At 68.0% G+C, this 21,523-nt stretch carries 15 protein-coding genes and 1 pseudogene; 11 read left to right on the top strand and 5 right to left on the bottom strand.

All coding sequences use genetic code 11. From position 1 onward, the window contains the following. Positions 1 to 183 precede the first annotated feature (183 nt). From RWO33_RS06265 to RWO33_RS06220, 10 genes and pseudogenes are all read left to right on the top strand, one after another. Positions 184 to 1,428 (top strand): annotated as a pseudogene (locus RWO33_RS06265) (efflux RND transporter periplasmic adaptor subunit). A gap of 86 nt (positions 1,429 to 1,514) precedes the next feature. Continuing rightward, on the top strand, positions 1,515 to 4,745 hold the full coding sequence (locus tag RWO33_RS06260) for an efflux RND transporter permease subunit (RefSeq protein ID WP_314103301.1): 3,231 nt from the start codon (positions 1,515 to 1,517) through the stop codon (positions 4,743 to 4,745). Then, positions 4,742 to 7,864 carry an efflux RND transporter permease subunit gene (locus RWO33_RS06255; RefSeq protein WP_314103299.1) on the top strand — a complete coding sequence of 1,041 codons (3,123 nt, stop codon included), beginning with the start codon at positions 4,742 to 4,744 and terminating at the stop codon, positions 7,862 to 7,864. The genes RWO33_RS06260 and RWO33_RS06255 overlap by 4 nt, the downstream gene beginning before the upstream one ends. Positions 7,865 to 8,213: 349 nt before the next feature. Beyond that, complete coding sequence (locus RWO33_RS06250) at positions 8,214 to 10,274, top strand: TonB-dependent receptor (protein WP_314103296.1); 2,061 nt, start codon at positions 8,214 to 8,216, stop codon at positions 10,272 to 10,274. Positions 10,275 to 10,386: 112 nt separating this feature from the next. Further along, complete coding sequence (locus tag RWO33_RS06245; RefSeq protein WP_145478943.1) at positions 10,387 to 11,352, top strand: hypothetical protein; 966 nt, start codon at positions 10,387 to 10,389, stop codon at positions 11,350 to 11,352. Between the two features lie 94 nt (positions 11,353 to 11,446). Beyond that, entirely contained in the window at positions 11,447 to 13,630 is a 2,184-nt protein-coding gene (yccS, locus tag RWO33_RS06240; protein WP_314103294.1) for a YccS family putative transporter, read from the top strand. Positions 13,631 to 13,681: 51 nt separating this feature from the next. Continuing rightward, positions 13,682 to 15,571 carry an MFS transporter gene (locus RWO33_RS06235; protein ID WP_145478941.1) on the top strand — a complete coding sequence of 630 codons (1,890 nt, stop codon included), beginning with the start codon at positions 13,682 to 13,684 and terminating at the stop codon, positions 15,569 to 15,571. Positions 15,572 to 15,770: 199 nt separating this feature from the next. Further along, complete coding sequence (locus tag RWO33_RS06230; protein WP_260844119.1) at positions 15,771 to 16,061, top strand: CD225/dispanin family protein; 291 nt, start codon at positions 15,771 to 15,773, stop codon at positions 16,059 to 16,061. A gap of 43 nt (positions 16,062 to 16,104) precedes the next feature. Beyond that, positions 16,105 to 16,383 carry a CD225/dispanin family protein gene (locus RWO33_RS06225; RefSeq protein ID WP_145478939.1) on the top strand — a complete coding sequence of 93 codons (279 nt, stop codon included), beginning with the start codon at positions 16,105 to 16,107 and terminating at the stop codon, positions 16,381 to 16,383. A 64-nt stretch (positions 16,384 to 16,447) separates the two neighbouring features. Further along, positions 16,448 to 16,876: a DUF2752 domain-containing protein gene (locus RWO33_RS06220; RefSeq protein ID WP_145478938.1), complete on the top strand. Its 429-nt coding sequence runs from the start codon at positions 16,448 to 16,450 to the stop codon at positions 16,874 to 16,876. Positions 16,877 to 16,947: 71 nt separating this feature from the next. Here RWO33_RS06220 and ampE read toward each other — a convergent pair whose 3' ends face one another. The 5 genes from ampE to RWO33_RS06195 form a co-directional block, all read right to left on the bottom strand. Continuing rightward, complete coding sequence (gene ampE / locus RWO33_RS06215) at positions 16,948 to 17,841, bottom strand: regulatory signaling modulator protein AmpE (protein WP_314103289.1); 894 nt, start codon at positions 17,839 to 17,841, stop codon at positions 16,948 to 16,950. 114 nt (positions 17,842 to 17,955) lie between these two features. Then, positions 17,956 to 18,861: an NAD(+) diphosphatase gene (gene nudC, locus RWO33_RS06210; RefSeq protein WP_145478936.1), complete on the bottom strand. Its 906-nt coding sequence runs from the start codon at positions 18,859 to 18,861 to the stop codon at positions 17,956 to 17,958. A 36-nt stretch (positions 18,862 to 18,897) separates the two neighbouring features. Further along, the gene (erpA, locus tag RWO33_RS06205) at positions 18,898 to 19,287 is read right to left on the bottom strand and encodes an iron-sulfur cluster insertion protein ErpA (protein ID WP_145478935.1); all 390 of its coding nucleotides are present in this window, start codon (positions 19,285 to 19,287) and stop codon (positions 18,898 to 18,900) included. 46 nt (positions 19,288 to 19,333) lie between these two features. Then, positions 19,334 to 19,798 carry a polymer-forming cytoskeletal protein gene (locus RWO33_RS06200; protein ID WP_314103284.1) on the bottom strand — a complete coding sequence of 155 codons (465 nt, stop codon included), beginning with the start codon at positions 19,796 to 19,798 and terminating at the stop codon, positions 19,334 to 19,336. Between the two features lie 4 nt (positions 19,799 to 19,802). Then, a complete protein-coding gene (locus RWO33_RS06195) occupies positions 19,803 to 20,558 on the bottom strand; it encodes a DUF6776 family protein (RefSeq protein WP_314103282.1) in 756 nt (251 codons plus the stop codon). 183 nt (positions 20,559 to 20,741) lie between these two features. Between RWO33_RS06195 and RWO33_RS06190 the strand changes: the two genes are divergently transcribed. Beyond that, positions 20,742 to 21,359, top strand: coding sequence for a DUF4126 domain-containing protein (locus RWO33_RS06190; protein ID WP_314103279.1), 618 nt, complete (start codon positions 20,742 to 20,744; stop codon positions 21,357 to 21,359). Positions 21,360 to 21,523 lie beyond the last annotated feature (164 nt).

Here is a 21,523-nt window from a genome sequence, read left to right as displayed (position 1 = left end):
TTTCCGCGTCTCCAGGCGTTTCCCGGACGGCAGCAGACCGACCGGCGGTGCCCGTTGAACCTTGGCGGCGCTTCCCGGTCTGACCGCCCGTCCCATCCGTCATGCATGAAAGGTCGCGGGCGGCAGGTATGCTTTCACCCTGCCAACCGGGCCCTGCCCTTCGCCAGCCTCAGGAGTTTTTGAATGTCGCGTTTCTGGAAGATCGTGCTGCTGGTGATTGCAGTGCTGGTGGTGGGGCTGGTGGGCATGCGCATGCTCGGCGGCGGCAAGGGTAAGGATGCCAAGGCCGGTCCGCAGGCCGAGGCCGGCAGGGACGGCGAGCGCGACAACGGCCCGGTGCCGGTCACCGTGATCGATGCGGCGCGCCAGGACGTGCCGGTGTACGCCAGCGCGCTGGGCACGGTCAGTGCGATGAACACGGTCACCGTCAGCCCGCAGGTGGGTGGCCAGCTGATCAGCATCAACTTCAAGGAAGGCCAGGAAGTGAAACAGGGCGACCTGCTGGCGCAGATCGACCCGCGCACCCTGCAGGCCAGCTTCGACGAGGCCGCCGCCGCCAAGAAGCAGAACTAGGCCCTGCTGGCCACGGCGCGCTCCAACTACCAGCGCTCCAACTCGCCCGAATACCGCCAGTACGTGGCCAGGACCGACCTGGACACGCAGCGCAACCAGGTGGCCCAGTATGAAAGCGCGGTGTCGGCCAACGAGGCCAGCATGCGTGCGGCCCAGGTGCAGCTGCAGTACACCCGGGTGACCGCGCCGATCTCCGGCATCGCGGGCATCCGCGCGGTGGACGCGGGCAACGTGGTGAGCGCCGGCACCGCGCTGGTCACGCTGACCCAGATCCACCCGATCCACGTGGTGTTCAACCTGCCGGAACGCCAGCTGCCGGACGTGCGCCAGGCCCAGCAGGCCGGCCCGGTCGCCATTGCCGCGCTGGACCGCAACGACGCCCACGTGCTCACCGACGGCGGCAGGCTGGACGTGGTGGACAACCAGATCAGCAGCGACAGCGGCACCTTCCGCGCCCGCGCGGTGTTCGACAACACCGACAACACGCTGTGGCCGGGCCAGTTCGTCAACGTGCGCATGCAGCTGCGGACCATCGCCGGCGGCGTGGTCATTCCCACCCAGGCGGTGATGCGCGGCCCGGACGGCGAATACGTCTACATCGTCAAGCCGGACGACACCGTGGCCATGCAGACGGTGAAGAGCGGCGTGGAAGTGGGCGACAGCGCGGTGCAGATCACCGAAGGGCTGAAGGGCGGCGAGCGCGTGGTCAGCGAGGGCCAGTTCCGGCTCAAGCCGGGCAGCAAGGTGACCGCGCTGAAGCCGGGCGAAACCCCGGCCGCGCCGACCGAAGCCGAACTCAAGGCCGCCCAGCAGAAGCAGGGTCCGGGTGGCCGCCGTGGCGGTGGCCCGCGCTGACCGCGCGTTCCCCGTCTTCCACGCCGGACCTGGTTCCGGCGTGGGCTCTCCGCATCGCAGCGTGACGTAACAGCAAGGATCCGCCCGTGGGCTTTTCGACGATCTTCATCCGCCGCCCCATCGCCACCTCGCTGTTGATGGCGGGCCTGCTGCTGCTCGGCATCCTCGGCTACCGCCAGCTGCCGGTGTCGGCGCTGCCGGAAATCGATGCGCCCAGCCTGGTAGTCACCACCCAGTATCCGGGTGCCAACGCCACCACCATGGCCTCGCTGGTGACCACGCCGCTGGAGCGCCAGTTCGGGCAGATCTCCGGGCTGGAGCTGATGACCTCCGACTCGTCGGCCGGCCTGTCCACGATCATCCTGCAGTTCTCGATGGACCGGGACATCGACATCGCCGCGCAGGACGTGCAGGCGGCGATCCGCCAGGCCACCCTGCCCTCGTCGCTGCCCTACCAGCCCGTTTACAACCGGGTGAACCCGGCCGACGCGGCGATCATCACCCTCAAGCTCACCTCCGACACGCGCCCGCTGCGCGATGTGAACAATTACGCCGACTCGATCCTGGCCCAGCGCCTGTCGCAGGTGCAGGGCGTGGGCCTGGTCTCGATCGCCGGCAACGTGCGCCCGGCCGTGCGCATCCAGGTCAACCCGGCGCAGCTGTCCAACATGGGCCTGACCCTGGAAGACCTGCGCAGCGCGCTGACCCAGGCCAACGTCAACGCACCCAAGGGCTCGCTCAACGGCAAGACCCAGTCCTACAGCATCGGCACCAACGACCAGCTGACCAGCGCCGCCGAGTACCGCGAGACCATCATCAGCTACAAGAACGGCGCACCGGTGCGGCTGTCGGACGTGGCGCAGGTGATCGACGGGGTCGAGAACGACCAGCTCGCCGCCTGGGCCGATGGCAAGCCGGCGGTGCTGCTGGAGATCCGCCGCCAGCCCGGTGCCAACATCGTGCAGACGGTGGAACGCATCCGCGCGCTGCTGCCGCAGCTGCAGAACGTACTGCCGGCCGACGTGCAGCTGGAGGTGTTCTCCGACCGCACCGAAACCATCCGTGCCTCGGTGCATGAAGTGCAGTTCACCCTGATCCTCACCATCGGCCTGGTGGTGGCGGTGATCTTCGTGTTCCTGCGCCGGCTGTGGGCCACGATCATTCCGTCGGTGGCGGTGCCGCTGTCGCTGGCCGGTACCTTCGGGGTGATGGCGTTTGCCGGCATGTCGCTGGACAACCTGTCGCTGATGGCGCTGGTGGTGGCCACCGGCTTCGTGGTCGACGATGCGATCGTGATGATCGAGAACATCGTGCGCTACATCGAACAGGGCAAGAGCGGCCCGGAAGCGGCCGAGATCGGCGCGCGCCAGATCGGCTTCACCGTGCTCTCGCTGACCGTCTCGCTGGTGGCGGTGTTCCTGCCGCTGCTGCTGATGCCGGGTGTGACCGGGCGGCTGTTCCATGAGTTTGCGTGGGTGCTGAGCATCGCGGTGGTGCTGTCGATGCTGATCTCGCTGACGCTCACCCCGATGATGTGCGCCTACCTGCTCAAGCCCGACGCATTGCCTGAAGGCGACGACGCGCACGAGCGCACCGCCGCAGCCGGCAAGCGCACCGTCTGGAGCCGCACCGTCGGCCTGTACGAGCGCAGCCTGGACTGGGTGCTGGAGCACCAGCGCATGACCCTGGCAGTGGCCGCCGGGGCGCTGGTGTTGACCGTGGTGCTCTATATCGTCATTCCCAAGGGTCTGCTGCCCGAGCAGGACACTGGGCTGATCACCGGCGTCGTGCAGGCCGACCAGAACATCGCCTTCCCGCAGATGGAACAGCGCACCAAGGCCGTGGCCGAAGCGCTGCACAGCGACCCGGCGGTGACCGGCGTGGCCGCCTTTATTGGCGCCGGCAGCATGAACCCCACGCTCAACCAGGGCCAACTGTCGATCGTGCTGAAGGAGCGCGGCGACCGCGACGGGCTGGAGGACATCCTGCCGCGCCTGCAGAAAGCCGTGGCCGGCATCCCCGGGGTGGCGCTGTACCTCAAGCCGGTCCAGGACGTGACCCTGGATACCCGCGTGGCCGCGACCGAGTACCAGTACTCGCTGTCGGACGTGGACAGCGCGCAGGTCGCGCTGCAGGCCACCCGCCTGACCGAGGCGCTGCGCCAGCGTCCGGAGCTGGCCGACGTGGACAACAATCTGTCCAACCAGGGCCGCGCGCTGGAACTGAACATCGACCGCGACAAGGCCAGCGTGCTGGGCGTGCCGATGCAGACCATCGACGACACCCTGTACGACGCCTTCGGCCAGCGCCAGATCTCGACCATCTTCACCGAGCTCAACCAGTACCGCGTGGTGCTGGAAGTGGCACCGGAGTTCCGCACCAGCACCGCCCTGATGAACCAGCTGGCGGTGGCCTCCAACGGCGCCGGCGCGCTGACCGGCAGCAACGCGACCAACTTCGGACAGGTCACCTCGTCCAACTCGTCCACCGCCACCGGAATCGGCGCGCAGAACACCGGCATCCCGGTGGGTGCCGGTAACATCATTCCGCTCGCCGCGCTGGCCGAAGGCAAGGTCACCAGCACCCCGCTGGTGGTCAGCCACCAGCAGCAGCTGCCGGCGGTGACGGTGTCGTTCAACATTGCCCCGGGCTATTCGCTGTCCGATGCGGTCAAGGCGATTGAGGAAACCCGCGCCAGCCTGGACATGCCGGCGCAGGTGCACGCGCAGTTCATCGGCAAGGCCGCCGAGTTCACCGGCAGCCAGACCGACGTGGTGTGGCTGCTGCTGGCCTCGCTGGTGGTGATCTACATCGTGCTCGGCGTGCTGTACGAGAGCTACATCCACCCGATCACGATCATCTCGACCCTGCCGCCGGCCGGCGTGGGCGCACTGCTGGCGTTGATGGTGTGTGGTCTGAGCCTGTCGGTGGACGGCATCGTCGGCATCGTGCTGCTGATCGGCATCGTCAAGAAGAACGGCATCATGATGGTGGACTTCGCCATCGAGGCGCGCCGCGCCGGTGCCAACGCGCACGAAGCGATCCGCCGCGCCTGCCTGCTGCGCTTCCGCCCGATCATGATGACCACCGCCGCGGCCATGCTGGGCGCGTTGCCGCTGGCGCTGGGCACCGGCATCGGTTCGGAGCTGCGCCGCCCGCTGGGCATCGCCATCGTCGGCGGCCTGCTGATCTCGCAGCTGGTCACGCTGTACACCACGCCGGTGATCTACCTGTACATGGAGCGCTATTCGGAATGGCTGCGCGAGCGCCGTGAACAGCGCGCGCTGCGCCACGCCGCCGCCCAGGACCGCGCGTGAACATCTCCGGTCCGTTCATCCGCCGCCCGATCGGCACCGCGCTGCTGGCCATCGGCCTGTTCGTGGTGGGGTTGATGTGCTACCTGAAGCTGGGGGTGTCGGCACTGCCGAACATCCAGATCCCGGTGATCTTCGTGCACGCCAGCCAGTCCGGCGCGGACGCCACCACCATGGCCTCCACGGTCACCGCCCCGCTGGAACGCCACCTAGGCCAGCTGCCCGGCGTGGACCAGATGCGCTCCTCCAGTTCCGAAGGCAGCTCGCTGGTCTTCATGATCTTCCAGAGCGGGGTGGACATCGATTCGGCCGCGCTGGACGTGCAGACCGCGATCAACTCGGCCCAGGCCGACCTGCCCTCCGGGCTGGGTTCGCCGATGTTCCAGAAGGCCAACCCGAACGACGATCCGGTGATCGCCATTGCGTTGACCTCGCAGACGCAGTCGGCCGATGAGCTGTACAACGTGGCCGATTCGCTGCTGGCCCAGCGCATCCGCCAGATCAGCGGGGTGTCGTCGGTGGACATCGCCGGTGCCTCCACCCCGGCGGTGCGGGTGGACGTCAACCTGCGCCTGCTCAATGCGCTCAACCTCACCCCGGATGACCTGCGCAATGCGGTGCGCGCCGCCAACGTGACCTCGCCGACCGGCTTCCTGACCGACGGCAATACCACCACGGCGATCATCGCCAACGATTCGGTGGCGCGCGCGGCCGACTTCGCCAACCTGGTGATCAAGACCCAGGACGACGGCCGGGTGATCCGCCTGAAGGACGTGGCCACCGTCTACGACGGCCAGCAGGACGCCTACCAGGCGGCGTGGTTCGACCACAAACCGGCCGTGGTGATGTACGTGTTCACCCGTGCCGGGGCCAACATCGTGGAGACCGTGGACCGGGTCAAGGCGCAGATCCCGATGCTTCGCGACTACCTGCAGCCAGGCACCACGCTCACCCCGTACTTCGACCGCACCCCGACCATCCGCTCGTCGCTGCATGAAGTGCAGATCACCCTGCTGATCAGCCTGGCGATGGTGGTGCTGACCATGGCGCTGTTCCTGCGCCGGCTGGCGCCGACGTTGATCGCGGCGATCACCGTGCCGCTGTCGCTGGCCGGTGCGGCACTGGTGATGTACGTGTTCGGCTTCACCCTGAACAACCTGAGCCTGCTGGCGCTGGTGATCGCGATCGGCTTCGTGGTCGACGATGCGATCGTGGTGATCGAAAACATCATGCGCCACCTCGACGAGGGCATGCCGCGCATGCAGGCGGCGCTGACCGGCGCGCGCGAGATCGGCTTCACCATCGTCTCGATCACCGCCTCGCTGGTGGCGGTGTTCATTCCGCTGCTGTTCGCCAGCGGCATGGTCGGCGCCTTCTTCCGCGAGTTCACCGTGACCCTGGTCGCGGCGATCGTGGTCTCGATGATCGTCTCGCTGACGCTTACCCCGGCGCTGTGCAGCCGTTTCCTGAGCGCGCACAACGAGCCGGACAAACCGTCGCGGATCGGCCGCTTCCTGGATGCCGCGCACGACCGCATGCTGCGCGTGTACACGGTGTGCCTGGATTTCTCGCTGCGCCACGCGCTGCTGTTGTCGCTGACCCCGATCCTGCTGATCGTGGCCACGGTGATGCTGGCCGGCGCGGTCAAGAAGGGTTCGTTCCCGCCGCAGGACACCGGCCTGATCTGGGGCCGCGCCAACTCCAGCGCCACCGTTTCGTTTGAAGACATGGTCAACCGCCAGCGCCGCATCACCGACATGCTGATGGCCGACCCGGCCGTGAAGACCGTCGGCGTGCGCCTGGGCAGCGGCCGCCAGGGCTCCAGCGCGCAGTTCAACATCGAGCTGAAGACCCGCAAGGAGGGTCGTCGCGAAACGACGGCGCAGGCACTGGCCCGACTGAGTGCCAAGGCCGACCGCTACCCGGACCTGGAATTGCGCCTGCGCGCGATCCAGGACCTTCCCAGCGACGGCGGCGGCGGCAACAGCCAGGGTGCGCAGTACCGCGTGTCGCTGCAGGGCAACGACCTGGCCCAGCTGCAGGAGTGGCTGCCCAAGGTGCAGGCCGCGCTTAAGAAGAACCCGATGCTGCGCGACGTCGGAACCGACGTCGACACCGCCGGACTGCGCCAGAACATCGAGATCGACCGCGCCAAGGCCGCACGCCTGGGCGTTTCGGTGGGTGCGATCGATGGCGCGCTGTACGGCGCGTTCGGCCAGCGCCAGATCTCCACGATCTACTCCGACATCAACCAGTACAGCGTGGTGGTCAACGCGATGCCGGAACAGACCGCCACCCCGCGTGCGCTGGACGAGATCCACGTGCGCGCCGGCAATGGCGAGATGATTCCGATCACCGCGGTGGCACGGCAGGTGCCGGGGCTGGCGCCGCCGCAGATCACCCACCAGAACCAGTACACCACCATGGACCTGAGCTACAACCTGGCCCCGGGCGTGAGCACCGGCGAAGGCGAGGCGATCATCAAGGCCACCGTGGACGGACTGCGCCTGCCAGGCGACATCCGCATCAGCGACGGCGGCGGCTTCAACGTGCAGCTCAACCCGAACTCGATGCTGATCCTGGTGCTGGCGGCCATCATCACCGTCTACCTGGTACTGGGCATGCTGTATGAAAGCCTGGTGCATCCGGTCACCATCCTGTCCACGCTGCCGGCAGCGGGCGTGGGCGCGCTGCTGGCGCTGTTCGTGACCAACACAGAGCTGTCGGTGATCTCGATGATCGCGCTGGTGTTGCTGATCGGCATCGTCAAGAAGAACGCGATCATGATGATCGACTTCGCGGTGGTGGCCCAGCGCGATCACGGCAAGAGCCCGCTGGAAGCGGTGCGCGAAGCCAGCATCGTGCGCTTCCGCCCGATCATGATGACCACCATGGTGGCGATCCTGGCCGCGGTGCCGTTGGCGATCGGCCTGGGCGAAGGGTCCGAGCTGCGCCGGCCGCTGGGCATCGCGATGATCGGCGGGTTGCTGTTCTCGCAGAGCCTGACCCTGCTCAGCACGCCGGCGCTGTATGTGATCTTCTCGTGCCTGCAGCAGCACTGGCGCGGCTGGCGCGCGCGCCGGCGAGAGAAGGCCTTGGTAAGGCGGGCAGCGCGCGCGTAACGCCCGCCGCTGCGCGGCGCCGCACGACCAACGGTCGTGCGCTACCGCGGTCCATGCATTCCTGGCCCATGCATTCTCGGCCCATGCGTTCGTGGTCCTACATCCGTGGTGTTCGCAATCCCGGTAGGTACCGACCGTTGGTCGGTACGCTCTTGGCGGCGTCCCTGGCAATCATTTGACGCGGACCACTCAAAAGAGAACAATTCGCATCAGCCACGGTCCTGCCGCGCGTCGCGCATCGCGCTGATTCCGCCTCCTGCGGACAGTGCCCCGACTCAGCCACGCCCTCTTCTTCCGCTTTCAACTGATCGCGGACGGTGTGCTGCTGTCCGCAGAGGACCCCCGCTAGATGCCTGTCTCCACCCTTCCGCGCCGCGCCCTGCGCCCGGCCCTGCTTGCGCTGTCGTTGTCCCTCGCCTGTGCGGCCCACGCCCAGAGCACGCGCGCGGCCACCGAACTGGATGCGATCAGGGTGACCGGTGAGCGCACCCATGCCGACACCGGCGCGCTCGGCGACCGTGCGCTACGCGATACGCCATTTGCGATCTCCGTCGTCGGCCGCGAAGACATCGAACAGCGCCAGGTGGTGTCGCTGGGCGAAGCGTTCCTGACCGACCCCTCGGTGGTCACCCAGGTCAGCGCCTATGCCAGTGGCTGGAGCTCGCCGATCCGCAACCGCGGCATCGATCTCAGCTACGACAGCTACCGTGTCAACGGCCTGCAGGTGTCCTCGTGGGGCACGGAGTGGCCGCTGGAAGTGATGGAGCAGGTGGAGCTGCTCAAGGGTCCGGGCGGCTTCATGTACGGCTTCGGCCAGCCCGGCGGCATCATCAACTACGTCACGAAGAAGCCCACCGACAGCCCGACCTTCGCCGCGCAGCTCGGCTGGCGCGAGCAGGGCATCGTCAGTGGCCAGGTCGATGCCGGCGGCCGCTTCGGCAACGCGGAGATGTTCGGCTACCGCTTCAACGCGTACCAGGAGAAAGGCGAAACCTTCAACGGTGGCGAGGTGGACCGCAAGGTCGGCGCGCTGTCGCTGGATGCGCGGCTGGGCGATTCGCTCACCTGGACCTTCGATGGCGTGTTCCAGCAACGCGACCTCAGCGAAGAGTCGCCGCAGTACTACTTCATCGGCCTGACCGGACTGCCGCGCCCGATCGCCGGTGATGTCGACAACGCCATCCCCGGCACCTTCTACGACACCCGCTCCAGCCTGCTGTCCACGGCGCTGGACTGGCAGATCAACAACGACTGGAAGGCCAGCCTCAGCTATGGCTACACCTCGTCGTGGAACGACGTGAACAAGATCTTCGCCTACATTGACGACGTCAACGGCGACTACGACGTCAACGTCTACGAGCTGGGCGGCAAGAGCGAATGGAAGCTGGCCCAGGCCATCGTGCAGGGCCGCTTCCACACCGGGCCGCTGTCGCACCAGCTGGTGGCGGGCGTCTCGCACCAGACCGGGCTCGGCTGGGATCGCCCGTACGAATGGAGCACGATCGGCCGTGGCAACCTGTACCAGCGCCCGACCCTGCGCCATGACGCGGTCGGCTCGCAGGTGCTGACACGTAGCAGTGAGACCATCCAGCAGGCCGTGTTCGTCAGCGACACCGTCGATGTCGGCCGCGGCTGGTCGCTGCTGGCGGGCGCGCGCTACAACGACTTCGAGAACAAGGGCAGTTACCACACCTACCCGGTCACCCCCACCTACGCGGTGATGTACAAGCCGGCCGAGGAGGTCACGCTGTACGCCAGCTACGTCGAATCGCTCGAAGCAGGCAACCGGGTGGGCAGCGACTACATCAATGCCGGCGACGTGCTCGACCCGACCATCAGCAGGCAGTACGAAATCGGCGCAAAGATGGAGTACGCGCGCTGGAACGCCAACCTGGCCGCCTTCCGCCTCGAGCGCGGCGCCAACATCGACCGCATCACCCCGGCCGGGGTGCTGCTGGTGCAGGACGGCATCACCCTGTACGAAGGTATCGAAGCCAGCGGCGCCGTGCACCTGACCGACGCCTTCACCGTGGGCGGCGGCGTCACCTGGCTCGACCCCACCTACGACAAGCTTTCGCCCGACAGCGCCAGCCAGCAGGGCAACCGCACCACCGGCGCAGCGCGCTGGAACGGCGTCATGCACGCCAACTACCAGCTGCCCTGGGTCGACGGCATGGACGTCTACGCCGTGGCGCGTTACTACGGCGATGTCTACTACGACGCCGACAACGCCCTCAAACTGCCCGATTACACCCTGTTCAACGCCGGTATCGGCTACCGCATGCAGGTCAGCGGCCACCCGCTCACCTGGCGCGCCGGCGTGGAGAACCTGGGCAACAGGAAGTACTGGTCGAATGCCGGCATCGGCCTGCCACGCACGTTCGCGGTAAGCGTGCGGTTCGACCTGTAAACAGGTCGGCGTGGAACGGGCGGTGTGTGCGGGCTTTGGCTATACTGCGCGCCGCCCTGCCGTGGCGTCACGGTCGACAGGGCGTTCATGACACGGAGGTTGGATTTTCTACATGCGTCTTCAGACCGTTCTGCTGCTTTCCCTGTTCTGCCCCCTTGCAGGTGCCCAGACCCCTGCAGCCGCCGAGGCAGCGGAAGCGCCCGCGACGACGGCACCTGACCTCCAGGCTACCGGCACCGCCCGGGTGCGCGTTTTCAGTACCAACGGCGCCAGTGTTTCGGTGATCACCCGTCGCCAATGCGGCAAGCGCCCCGAGCCCGGCGAGTCGCACGACATCCGGGTCGCCCCGGGGCTGCTCAAGGCACCCGACAACCTGCGCATCGGCATGCCAGACACCAGCTACTCACGCCAGGTGAGCGGCAGCACGGGCATGTTCAGCCGTACCAAGCCCTACTTCCATGAGATCACGGTGCCTGCCGGTCTGCCTGCGTCGGTCTATGCCAGCTACCTGACCAGTACTGCGTACTGCAAACGGGGCCTCAGCATGGCGTTCATCCCGGTCGCCGGCATGGACTACGAGTTTGCCATGACCACCACCAGCGGCCGCTGCGCCCTGGAGGCACGGCGGATCGGTGCCGACGGCGTGACCTACCCGCTGGCGACGTCGCCCCGCGAGGAGTCCTGCGGCGACACGGCGGCGTTTCCCGGCAGCGATCTGATGGTGTTCCTGTTCGAGCCGGGCGCGGTCCAGTACAAGGTCGAAGGCAGCCTGCTGGCGCCGCCGGAAACCGTCGCCGACGAGGAAGCGTTCGCGCAGGCGTTCGAACGCCGCGTGGCCAGCGTCGCAGACCGCAAGGTCCGCGCCTGCCTGGTGATGCCCGAGGCCGGATACCGCAGCCCCCTGCTCTCGCGGCTGATGGCGGTGATCGGTCCGGAAGGCAGGAACCTCCAGACCACGGTCACGGCAACCGAGGATGTCCCGCGCATGCCGGGCAACCCCGGCAGCCTCGGCTATCGGGAAGCCGCCCTGCACTGCACGCTGCCCGGCATGGCGCTGCCTGCGGTCGCCGCGCCCTAGGCACCGCGTCTGCCCGGTTGGGCTGCTACCAACCGGCTATGTCGACTTCACTGCGATGACGCAATAATGAGGCGCCCCCGCCCCACGAGTCCGCATGTCCGCCCGAGAATCCCGCCTGACTCGCCTCTGGGCGCATGAAAAGGCCAGCTATGGCCTGCGGGTGTTCATCGCATTGTCGGTCGCCATGGGCGTGTGCTGGCACCTGGACCAGCTGCCCGCCCTGCCGGGCGTGTTCCTCGGCATCATCGCCAGCGCCATTGCCGAAACCGACGACAACTGGTGGGGCCGCACCAAGTCCGTCGCGCTGTCCCTGCTCTGCTTCGTGCTGGCCGCCGCCGCCGTGGTCGAACTGTTCGCCTGGCCCTGGCTGTTCATCGCCGCCCTCGCGGTGGCCACCTTCGGCCTGACCCTGCTCGGCGCGCTCGGTGAGCGCTACGCCTCCATCGCCCAGGCCACCGTCACCCTCGCCATCTACACCATGATCGGCCTCGAGCAGCATGGTGCCGCCGACCGCGCCCAGGCCTTCAGCGCGGTCAGCCACCTGCTCGCCGGTGCGCTCTGGTACGGCCTGCTCTCCATCCTCTGGACCGCGCTGTTCGCCAACCGCCCCGTGCGCGAACGCGTCGCCCGCGTCTTCCTCGAACTCGGCCGTTACCTCCAGCTCAAGGCCGACCTGTTCGAACCGGTCCGCGATGCCGACGTTCAGAAGCGCCAGCTCGCCCTGGCCGAACAGAACCGCCGCGTGGTCGAAGCCCTCAACATCGCCAAGACCGCGATCCTGGCCCGCTTCGGCCGCTCCGGCCGGCCCGGCGTGCAGTCCGGCCTCTACCTGCGCCTGTACTACATGGCGCAGGACTTCCACGAACGCGCCAGCTCGTCCCACTATCCCTACGGCGCGCTCACCGACGCCTTCTTCCACAGCGACGTGCTGTACCGCTGCCAGCGCCTGCTCGCGCTGCAGGGCGAGGCCTGCGCCAGTCTCGGCACCGCCATCCGGCTGCGCCGTCCTTTCGACTACGGCGAGCGCACCCGCCAGGCCACCGCCGACCTCACCGACTCGCTCGCCTGGCTGCGCGCCCAGCACAACCCACAGTGGCAGCGCCTGCTGTCCTCGCTCGACCTGCTCGGGCAGAACCTGCAGAGCATCGAACGTCGCCTGGCCGAAGCGGCACGGTCCGAATCCACCCTCGACAACGTCGACACCCGCCTGCGCGACACCAACCCGCACACCCTGCGCGAAATGGGCGTCCGCATCCGCCAGCAGCTCACCCCCGGCTCGGTGCTGTTCCGCCACGGCCTGCGCATGGCACTGGCCCTCATCGTCGGCTTCATCGCCATCCGCCTGTTCAACACCCAGAACGGCTCCTGGGTCCTGCTCACCATCGTGTTCGTCTGCCGCCCCAGCTTCGGTGCCACCCGGCAACGCCTGGCCCAACGCATCGCCGGCACCCTGATCGGCCTGGTCCTCACCTGGGCGCTGCTGCAGCTGTTCCACGACCTGCGCATCGAACTGCTGATCGCCCTGCTCTCGGCCCTGCTGTTCTTCTTCACCCGCAGCGACCGCTACCTGGTCGCCTCCGCGGCCATCACCGTCATGGCGCTGACCTGCTTCAACCTGATCGGCGACGGCTTCCTGCTGATCTGGCCGCGCCTGGTCGACACGCTGCTCGGCTGCGCCATCGCCGCGGCCGCCGCGTTCCTGATCCTGCCCGACTGGCAGGGCCGCCGCCTCGACCTGGTCATGGCCCGCGTGCTGCAGCGCTGCGCCGGCTACCTGCAGGCCGTGCTCGGCCAGTACGGCAGCGGCATGCAGGACGACCTGGCCTACCGCATCGCGCGCCGCGACATGCACAACGCCGACGTCGCCCTGTCCACCGCCCTGTCCAACATGCTGCGCGAGCCCGGCCACGTGCGCGGCAACCTCGACGCCGGCTTCCGTTTCCTTGCCCTGTCCAACACCCTGCTCGGCCACCTCTCCGCGCTCGGCGCCCATCGTGCCCAGCTCGACAGCTACGCCCAGGATCCGCTCGCCCGCTCCAGCGGCGAACGCGTGCAGCAGGCCATGCAGCAGATCGCCGCCGCCCTGGAACGGCGCGAGCCCGTTCCCGAAGACGGCAACGACAGCGACCGCGCCCTGGCCGAACAGCTGGAGCAGCTGAGCGACGACATGCCGCCCAAGCTGCAGCTGATCCGCACCCAGATCGGCCTGATGCTGCGCCTGCTGCCGAAGCTGCGCGCGGCCGCGAATGAAATCGGCGGCAGGTCCCCGCCGCGCTGATGTCGGGTGTGACCCCTGGAATGGTAGGCTGCCGGCTCGCAAGGAGATCCCATGTCCGGCCATAGCCAGTTCGCCCTGCTCAAGCAGCGCCGCTTCCTGCCGTTCTTCATCGTCCAGTCGCTGGGTGCGTTCAACGACAACGTGTACCGCCAGGCCATCATCGGCCTGCTGTTCTACCTCGGCGTCAGCCAGGCCGAGCAGTCGCTGTACACCACGCTGGCGCCGGCCATCTTCATCCTGCCTTATTTCCTGTTCTCCGCGCTGGCCGGTCAGATCGCCGAGAAGCTGGAGAAATCGCGCCTGATCGTGATCACCACCACGATGGAGATCGCGATCATGTCGCTGGCCGCGGTCGGCTTCCTCACCCAGAGCATGCCGGTCCTGCTGGTCGCGCTGTTCTGCACCGGCCTGCAGTCCACCCTGTTCGGCCCGGTGAAATATTCTGTGCTGCCCTCGGTACTCAAGCCCGAAGAACTCACCGGCGGCAACGGCCTGGTCGAAATGGGCACCTCGATGTCGATCCTCACCGGCATGATCAGCGGCGGCATCATCTTCACCCTGGCCGGCAGCCATGGCCCGATCGTGGCCGCAACGGCGGTGATCGCGCTGGCCATTGCCGGCAACATCACCGCACGCATGATTCCCAGGGTGGACGCCGGCGCGCCGGACCTGAAGATCAACTGGAACCCCATCCCCGAATCGCTCGCGGTACTGCGCCTGGCCAAGAAGCAGAAGGCCGTGGCCAACGCGATCCTCGGCGTGTCCTGGTTCTGGTTCGTCGGCACCATGCTTACCTCGCAGCTGCCGACCTATGCGGTGGTCAACCTGGGTGGTCAGCCGACCCTGTACATCTTCGCGCTGGCGCTGTTCTCCGTCGGCACCGGCGTGGGCTCGCTGCTGTGCGAGAAGCTGTCCGGGCGCACCGTTGAAATCGGCCTGGTGCCGCTGGGTGCGTTCGGCATGACCGCCTTCATGCTGGACCTGTACTTCGCGCGCGCGGGCACCGCGACCACCGCCGGCCTCGGCGTGGCCGCCTTCGTGGCGGCGCCGGGCAGCGTGCGCATCATCATCGACCTGGTCGGCATCGGCCTGTTCACCGGCTTCTTCGTGGTGCCGCTGTTCGCGCTGATCCAGAGCCGCACGCCGAAGTCGGAAATGTCGCGCGTGTTCGCCGCGCTCAACATCCAGAACTCCGGTTTCATCGTCGCCGCCGCCCTGATCGCGCTGGCCACGCAGAAGTTCCTGCACTGGACCATCCCGCAGCTGTTCCTGGCCCTGGCCATCGCCAACGCCGTGGTGGCGATCTACATCTTCACCATCGTCCCCGAATTCCTGATGCGCTTCCTCAGCTGGGTGATGGTGCGCTTCCTGTACCGGCTGCGCCCGCACGGCATCGAAGCCCATGTGCCCGACGAGGGCGCGGCGCTGATCGTGTGCAACCACGTCAGCTACATGGACGCGCTGATCCTGTCGGCGACGATCCCGCGCCCGGTGCGCTTCGTCATGTACTACAAGATCTTCAACATCCCGGTGATGCGTTGGATCTTCCGCACCGCCAAAGCCATTCCGATTGCCGGTGCGCGTGAAGACCCCGCGCTGATGCAGGCCGCGTTCGATGAAGTGGACCGCGCGCTGGCCGAAGGCGAACTGGTCTGCATCTTCCCCGAAGGCGCGCTCACCCGCGACGGCGAAATGGCCGCCTTCAAGTCCGGGGTGGAGAAGATCCTGGAGCGGCGGCCGGTGCCGGTGGTGCCGATGGCGCTGCGCGGCATGTGGGCCAGCATGTGGAGCCGGCGCGACAGCCGGCTGGGTCGCATGCGGGTGCCGCGCCGCCTGCGCGCCCACATCGAGGTGATCGCCGCGGCGCCGGTCGACGGTGCCAGCGCGACCGCCGAAGGGCTGGAAGCGCAGGTGCGCGCGCTGCGCGGCGATCACGGATAAAAGCGGCCAAAGCTGGCGGAACGGGAGGCCAACGGCGTCGATGGCGCGCCCTTCCGTCCCTGCCGCATCCGCCGGAAGGCGCCAGCGGCGGTCATGTAAACGCATACATTGGCAGGAACATCGGTTAGATTACCGCCCATAGGGGATGTCACTCGGCATTGGGAGATGCCAAGAGACAACCAATGGAATGGAGTCGCACGTGAATCATTTACCGCCGCCTGCCCCGTCGGGTGTTGTCGTTCCCAACCATCTGGTCTGGGCGATCCTGACGACGCTGTTCTGCTGCCTGCCGTTGGGCGTGGTGTCGATCGTGTACGCGGCACAGGTCGATGGCCGCCGCGCGGCGGGTGACCTGGCCGGTGCGTACGATGCATCGCGCAAGGCCGGTGGCTGGGCATTGGCCTCGGCCCTGGCCCTGCCGGTGCTGCTGCTGGCGTGGTTTGGCCTGTTCGGCGGCATGGCCGCGCTGGGCGCTCTTTCCGACCTGTGAAACATCCTTTGTTCAACCCACCCGAGAAAATGGAGCTTCACCGATGAACGCCACTGCCCCGCAAGTCCCCAACAACCTGGTCTGGGCGATCCTGACCACCCTGTTCTGCTGCCTGCCGGCCGGCATCGTCTCGATCGTGTACGCCGCGCAGGTCAACGGCAAGCTCGCTGCCGGTGACATCGCCGGCGCGCAGGAATCGTCGAACAACGCCAAGAAGTGGGCCATGTGGTCGGCCATCATCGGCGTGGTCGCCATCACCCTGTACATCATCCTGGTGGTGGTGATGGGCGTCGGCGGCGCGATGGGCGGCAGCAACTACTGATCGCCCCGTGGACGGCCCGGTCCGGCACCCGCCCAGGGTGCCCGGCTCGGGCCGTTCTGCCGTCATGACCCTGCCATCCCGTTCCACCCTCGCGCGTTGGGCGCCCCTGGCGGTCACGGCCACCCTGGCCGCTGGCGCCGCCGTGGTGCTGCGCCACGTCAGCCCGTACGCGGCCAACAGCCCGCTGCCGGGCTGCCCGATGTATGCACTGACCGGGCTGTACTGCCCTGGATGCGGCAGTACCCGCTGCCTGTACTCACTGGTGCACCTGGACTGGGCCGGCGCGATGGCGATGAACCCACTGCTGGTGATCTCGCTGCCGTTCCTGCTGCTGATGCTGCTCAACACCGCGGGCGTGCGCATGCGGGCACTGGACCCGCTGATGCGGGTCCTGGCCAATCCCATGGTCTGGCTGGTGGTGCTGGTGGGGTATGCCGTGATGCGCAACCTGCCATGGATGCCATTTGTCCTGTTGGCTCCGGGCGCGGCATAGACCGCCTGGGCCGGCCAACGGCCGGCGCTGCCGATCAAGCACGGGTTGCCCGGACCGACGGTGCGTGCGCTTCAGGTCACCCAGCCGGCAATCACCAGCAGCGCCAATGCCGCCATCCACAGCAGCAGCATGCGCCAGACCAGGCTCATCGCATCGCGCAGTTCCGGCAACCGCCGCCAGACCGGCACCATGCCTGCATCGCTGTAATCGTGCGCGTCTTCGCGCAGCTCGGCGCTGACGCTGGCACGCGCCACCGCGCCGAGGAAGTCGGTGGAGGCTGTCCAGCGGTTGCCGTGCGCCTGGCGCCATGCCTTGTACGCGGTATCGAAGTTGCCCACCAGCGCCATCGACAGCGACATCAGCTGCGCCACCGGCCATTCCAGCCACGACAGCACCTGGCGCGCGCCGACCACGGTCTCCACGTCCGCCAGCGATCGCATCGGGCCGACCGCCAGCAGGGCGAGCAGGCGGTACGCCAGCGCGCCCACCGGGCCCAGCAGCAGGAACCAGAACAGCACCGCGAACCAGCGCCGCAGCGCGTTGCGCAGGGTCACCTCCACCAGCGACGGAAGGTCTTCATGCAGGCTGCCACCGGCCGACTGCAACTGGCCGATGGCCGCGTGCCGGGTTGGCGCATCGTCGGCGTCGATCACCGCTTCCACATCGCGATCCAGGTCGCGCGGGCCCCAGCAGATCACCAGCGTGGCGATCCCCAGCAGCAGCGACGGCAGTCCGAACAAGCGGTCGTGGAACAGCCATTGCAGCAGGGCCAGGCCCAGCACGAACGGCAGCAGGGCCACCACCCAGCCATGCCGCCCGCGCCAGAAGCCGGCTTCGGCCGCGTGCCGGTCCAGCCAATGCAGCCACCGCCGGTAGATCCCGAACCGGCGCAATGCCACCGCTGCGGCGGGCGCGACATGGCCCAGCGCCAGGGCAACCAGGACTGCGACCAGGGTGGTGAACATGACTGCCTCCGTTCGGTTTCTGGCCGCTACTATGCCGTGCGCCCCGGCCAGTGCCCGGGGTCCTGGGCAGTGTATGCCGCCGCGTGTTCAGGCAGCGGCAATGCAGTGCCCCGCTCAGCTGACCTGCGTGCGGTACCAGTGTTCGATCAGGCTGCGCGAGATCGAGATCGGCGGCGACAGGCGGATGCCTTCCCCATCATCTTCGATGTCCCGGGACAACGCCGCGCCCACTTCCTCGGCGGTGAACCAGCGCGCGTCTTCCAGCTCGCCGTCCACGGTAGGCACGTCGTCCTCGGCGGTGGCGCTGAAGCCCAGCATCAGCGCACCCGGGAAGGGCCACGGCTGGGTGCCCAGGTACCGGCACTGCCGCACCCGCACCCGGCTCTCCTCGAACACTTCGCGCACCACGGTCTGTTCCAGCGATTCGCCGGGCTCGACGAAGCCGGCCAGCACCGAATAGCGGCGCGGCGCCCAGTTGGCCTGGCGGCCGAGCAGCAGGCGGCCATTGTTCTCCACCGCGACGATCACCGCCGGGTCCACGCGTGGGTAATGTTCGGTGTTGCACTTGGCGCAGCGGCCGATGAAGCCACCGCGGGTAAAGGCGACCGCGCCGCCGCAGACGCCGCAGAAACGGGTGCGCGACTGCCAGTACGCCATGCCGCGGGCGTAGCAGAACGCGCTGGCGTCGGCGGCCGACCAGGTGCTGGCCGATTCGCGCAGGTCCACGCGCTGCGGTGCGCTGGCGTCAACGGCGGCCGATTCGACCGAGAACCAGGCCTGCTCACCGCGCAGGCCCAGGAAGATGGCGGTACCGGGGCCGCCGCCGAGCTGTTCGCCGGTCAGTGCCAGCGGTTGACCGTCGTCGCCGGCCAGCGCGCGGCCGTCGGCGTCGATGACCAGCACGCGCGCGGCCGGCCACAGCCGCAGCAACGCATCGGCGTCGTCGCGCAGCGTGTCGGCGCGTTCAAGGGGATCGGTGGTGAAGGCGAAACCGGCGAGCGGCAAAGAGACGTTGGACATCGGTAAAGCCTGCCGCTATTCACCCCGAACAGCAAGTCACATGCTGAAACTGCTGCCGCAGCCGCAGGTGGTCTTTGCATTCGGATTGCGGATCACGAACTGCGCGCCGGTCAGGCTTTCGGTGTAGTCCACTTCAGCGCCCATGAGGTACTGCAGGCTCAGCGGATCGACCAGCAGGGTCACACCGTTGGTGTCCACGGCGAGGTCGTCGTCGGCGCGGTTCTCGTCGAACTCGAAGCCGTACTGGAAGCCGGAACACCCGCCGCCCTGGATGTAGACGCGCAGGGCCAGCGCATCGCTGGCTTCGTCCTGGATCAGTTCCTTGACCTTGGCCGCAGCGGCCTCGGTGAAGTTCAGCGGACGGTCCAGCGACTGGTAGTTCGGCGCGGCGGCAGGGGCGCCGGGCAGGGAAACAAGCGTGCTCATGCACCCAGCATGGGGGCGCATGGGCACGCTTTCAAGCACCGTCCATTCAGGCCATGGCGTCGGCGAGCTTCCTGCGGGCGTTGCCGTCCTTGCCGTCCTTCCCCGCGTCGGCGGGTTCGGCCGGCGGCGGCAGGGCCATCTGCGCGCCGCCGTGGATCAGGCGACCGGTCAGCTGGGCGCCGGCGTTCATTTCCACCACCTGGTAGTGGATGTTGCCGGTGACGCGGGCACTGGGGGTCAGCTCGACCCGCTCGCTGGCGTGCACGTCGCCGTCCAGGCGACCGCTGACCACCACCACGTGGGCACGGATCTCACCCTCGATGCTGCCCTGCTCGGCCAGGGTCAGGGTGGCGCTGGTCGCGCCCTCCTGGGCGATCACCTTGCCCAGGATGGTGCCTTCCACGTACAGCCCGCCACTGAATTCCACGTCCCCACGGATCACCACCTGCGCGCCGATCAGCGCGTCCACGACCAGGTGCCCGTCGCGGTTGGATTTGTTGCTGCCAAACATCGGTTTACTCCCCTTCATTTGCCGTTGCTGCTGCAGCCGGTGCACCGGCCTGCTTCCAGTCGAATACCTGGGTGGCGCCCCCCGCGCCGGTTCCCAGCGTGACCCGCACGCGCTGCGGGGTGAAGTCCTTCGGCAACATGACGCTGCCGGTGAGCTGCTGGAAGTACCGGAAGGAATACTCCTGGCCCGGCACCTTGGTGCGCTGGTGCAGCTCGTCCCAGCTGACCGAGGTCAACTTGCCGTCCTTGACGCCTTCGATCGTAAAGCGCATCTGGCCCTGGCTGATCGCGCCACGGTTCAGGTTCTGGGTCAGCACCACGGCGTACTGCCAGGTACCGCCCGCTTCCGGCGAGAACTGGATGGAATGGGTGTTGAGGCCCTTGCGCTGGCTGGTAGCGCCGACCAGCCGCTCATAGAAGGCCACGTCGGCGCGCAGGCCGGCGATTTCCTCGTCGCGCTCGCCCAGCGAGGCCTGCACCTCGTTGTTGGCCGCGCGGCTGATGCGATCGGAGGCCTGCAGGGTGGCCTGGGCCTGCTGCAGTTCCACCACCTGCTTCTGCAGGGTCTCGGCGCGGGTCTGCGCGGCGTCCAGCTGGCGGCCGACATCGCCGCCCGGGCTGCCCAGCCAGCGGCCCAGCAGCGTGGCCACGACCAGGCTGGCCAGCCAGATCCCGGCCAGGATCAGCAGCCGACGGCGATCGGGCGCGACCGGGGTACCCGGGCGCCGGATCTGGATTCGGGAAGGTGTCGGATTGTTCATGGCGGATACGGCGGCAACGCCCGTAGGCGATACCGACACAACCCCTGACGGGATGAGCGACTTCCTAGTGTAAGTCACGGGTGGCACATTTTTCGCCCCTGACCCCACCCCGGGCAGTAGCGTTCAGTCACGTCATCCCCGATAGTGTGGGCCTGTGCACACTTTGCCGCCGGAGCGCCTGTCATGACCGAGGCCCACCTGTTCGTGATCGGCATCCTGCTGGCCTGGCTGGCCGGCATCCGCGTGTACCTGACCGTGTTCGGCGTCGGCCTGGCCGGCCTGCTCGGCTGGGTCGAGCTGCCGCCGGCCCTGCAGGCCACCGAATCCTGGTGGGTGCTGGGCACCTCGGCCGCGCTGGCCGTCACCGAGTTCGTGGCCGACAAGATTCCCGGGGTGGACTCGGCCTGGGACCTCATCCAGACCGTGGCCCGGGTACCGGCCGGCGCGTTCCTGGCTGCGGCGACGCTGTCGCCCAGCGGCGAACTGAGCCCGTCCGTGCTCGCCGCCGGGGCCGGGGTGGCGCTGGCCAGCCATGGGCTCAAGTCCGGAACCCGCGCGCTGCTCAACACCTCGCCCGAGCCGGCCAGCAACTGGGTCGCCTCGGCTGCCGAAGACACCGTGGTGGTGGGTGGATTGGCGCTGGCGCTGGCGCATCCGTGGATCGCCCTGGTCGTGGTCGTCGCCTGCAGCCTGATCGGGGCGGTGGTGGTCTGGCTGGTCTGGCGCACGTTGTGGCGGGGCATGCGCTGGCTCATGCGGCAACCGGCCAGCCGCGATCCCGCCACCCGCGATACCGCATAATTGCGCCGCAGACTGGGAGTACTGATGGCCGTCCAAGACAACGCTGTTGCATCCACCCGCGCCACCCGCGCCGAGACCCCGCCCGCCGACCACTGGCAGCGCTGGGCCAGCGCGGAGACGCCCGCTGCGAGCCGCGCGCCCAGCAACGTGGTGCCGCTCAACGC

This window comes from uncultured Stenotrophomonas sp., from assembly GCF_963519925.1.
GTDB classification, from domain to species: domain Bacteria; phylum Pseudomonadota; class Gammaproteobacteria; order Xanthomonadales; family Xanthomonadaceae; genus Stenotrophomonas; species Stenotrophomonas maltophilia_AE.
The sequence above is the reverse complement of the archived record's forward strand: the minus strand, read 5'-3'. Positions and strand labels throughout refer to the sequence as shown.

Bases quoted from the DNA above. Each gene is read 5' to 3' on its own strand.
- RWO33_RS06250 (WP_314103296.1), top strand. From the start codon at position 8,214: ATGCCTGTCTCCACCCTTCCGCGCCGCGCCCTGCGCCCGGCCCTGCTT.
- RWO33_RS06245 (WP_145478943.1), top strand. From the start codon at position 10,387: ATGCGTCTTCAGACCGTTCTGCTGCTTTCCCTGTTCTGCCCCCTTGCA.
- yccS (WP_314103294.1), top strand. From the start codon at position 11,447: ATGTCCGCCCGAGAATCCCGCCTGACTCGCCTCTGGGCGCATGAAAAG.
- RWO33_RS06235 (WP_145478941.1), top strand. From the start codon at position 13,682: ATGTCCGGCCATAGCCAGTTCGCCCTGCTCAAGCAGCGCCGCTTCCTG.
- RWO33_RS06225 (WP_145478939.1), top strand. From the start codon at position 16,105: ATGAACGCCACTGCCCCGCAAGTCCCCAACAACCTGGTCTGGGCGATC.
- RWO33_RS06220 (WP_145478938.1), top strand. From the start codon at position 16,448: ATGACCCTGCCATCCCGTTCCACCCTCGCGCGTTGGGCGCCCCTGGCG.
- ampE (WP_314103289.1), bottom strand. From the start codon at position 17,841: ATGTTCACCACCCTGGTCGCAGTCCTGGTTGCCCTGGCGCTGGGCCAT.
- nudC (WP_145478936.1), bottom strand. From the start codon at position 18,861: ATGTCCAACGTCTCTTTGCCGCTCGCCGGTTTCGCCTTCACCACCGAT.
- erpA (WP_145478935.1), bottom strand. From the start codon at position 19,287: ATGAGCACGCTTGTTTCCCTGCCCGGCGCCCCTGCCGCCGCGCCGAAC.
- RWO33_RS06200 (WP_314103284.1), bottom strand. From the start codon at position 19,798: ATGTTTGGCAGCAACAAATCCAACCGCGACGGGCACCTGGTCGTGGAC.
- RWO33_RS06195 (WP_314103282.1), bottom strand. From the start codon at position 20,558: ATGAACAATCCGACACCTTCCCGAATCCAGATCCGGCGCCCGGGTACC.
- RWO33_RS06190 (WP_314103279.1), top strand. From the start codon at position 20,742: ATGACCGAGGCCCACCTGTTCGTGATCGGCATCCTGCTGGCCTGGCTG.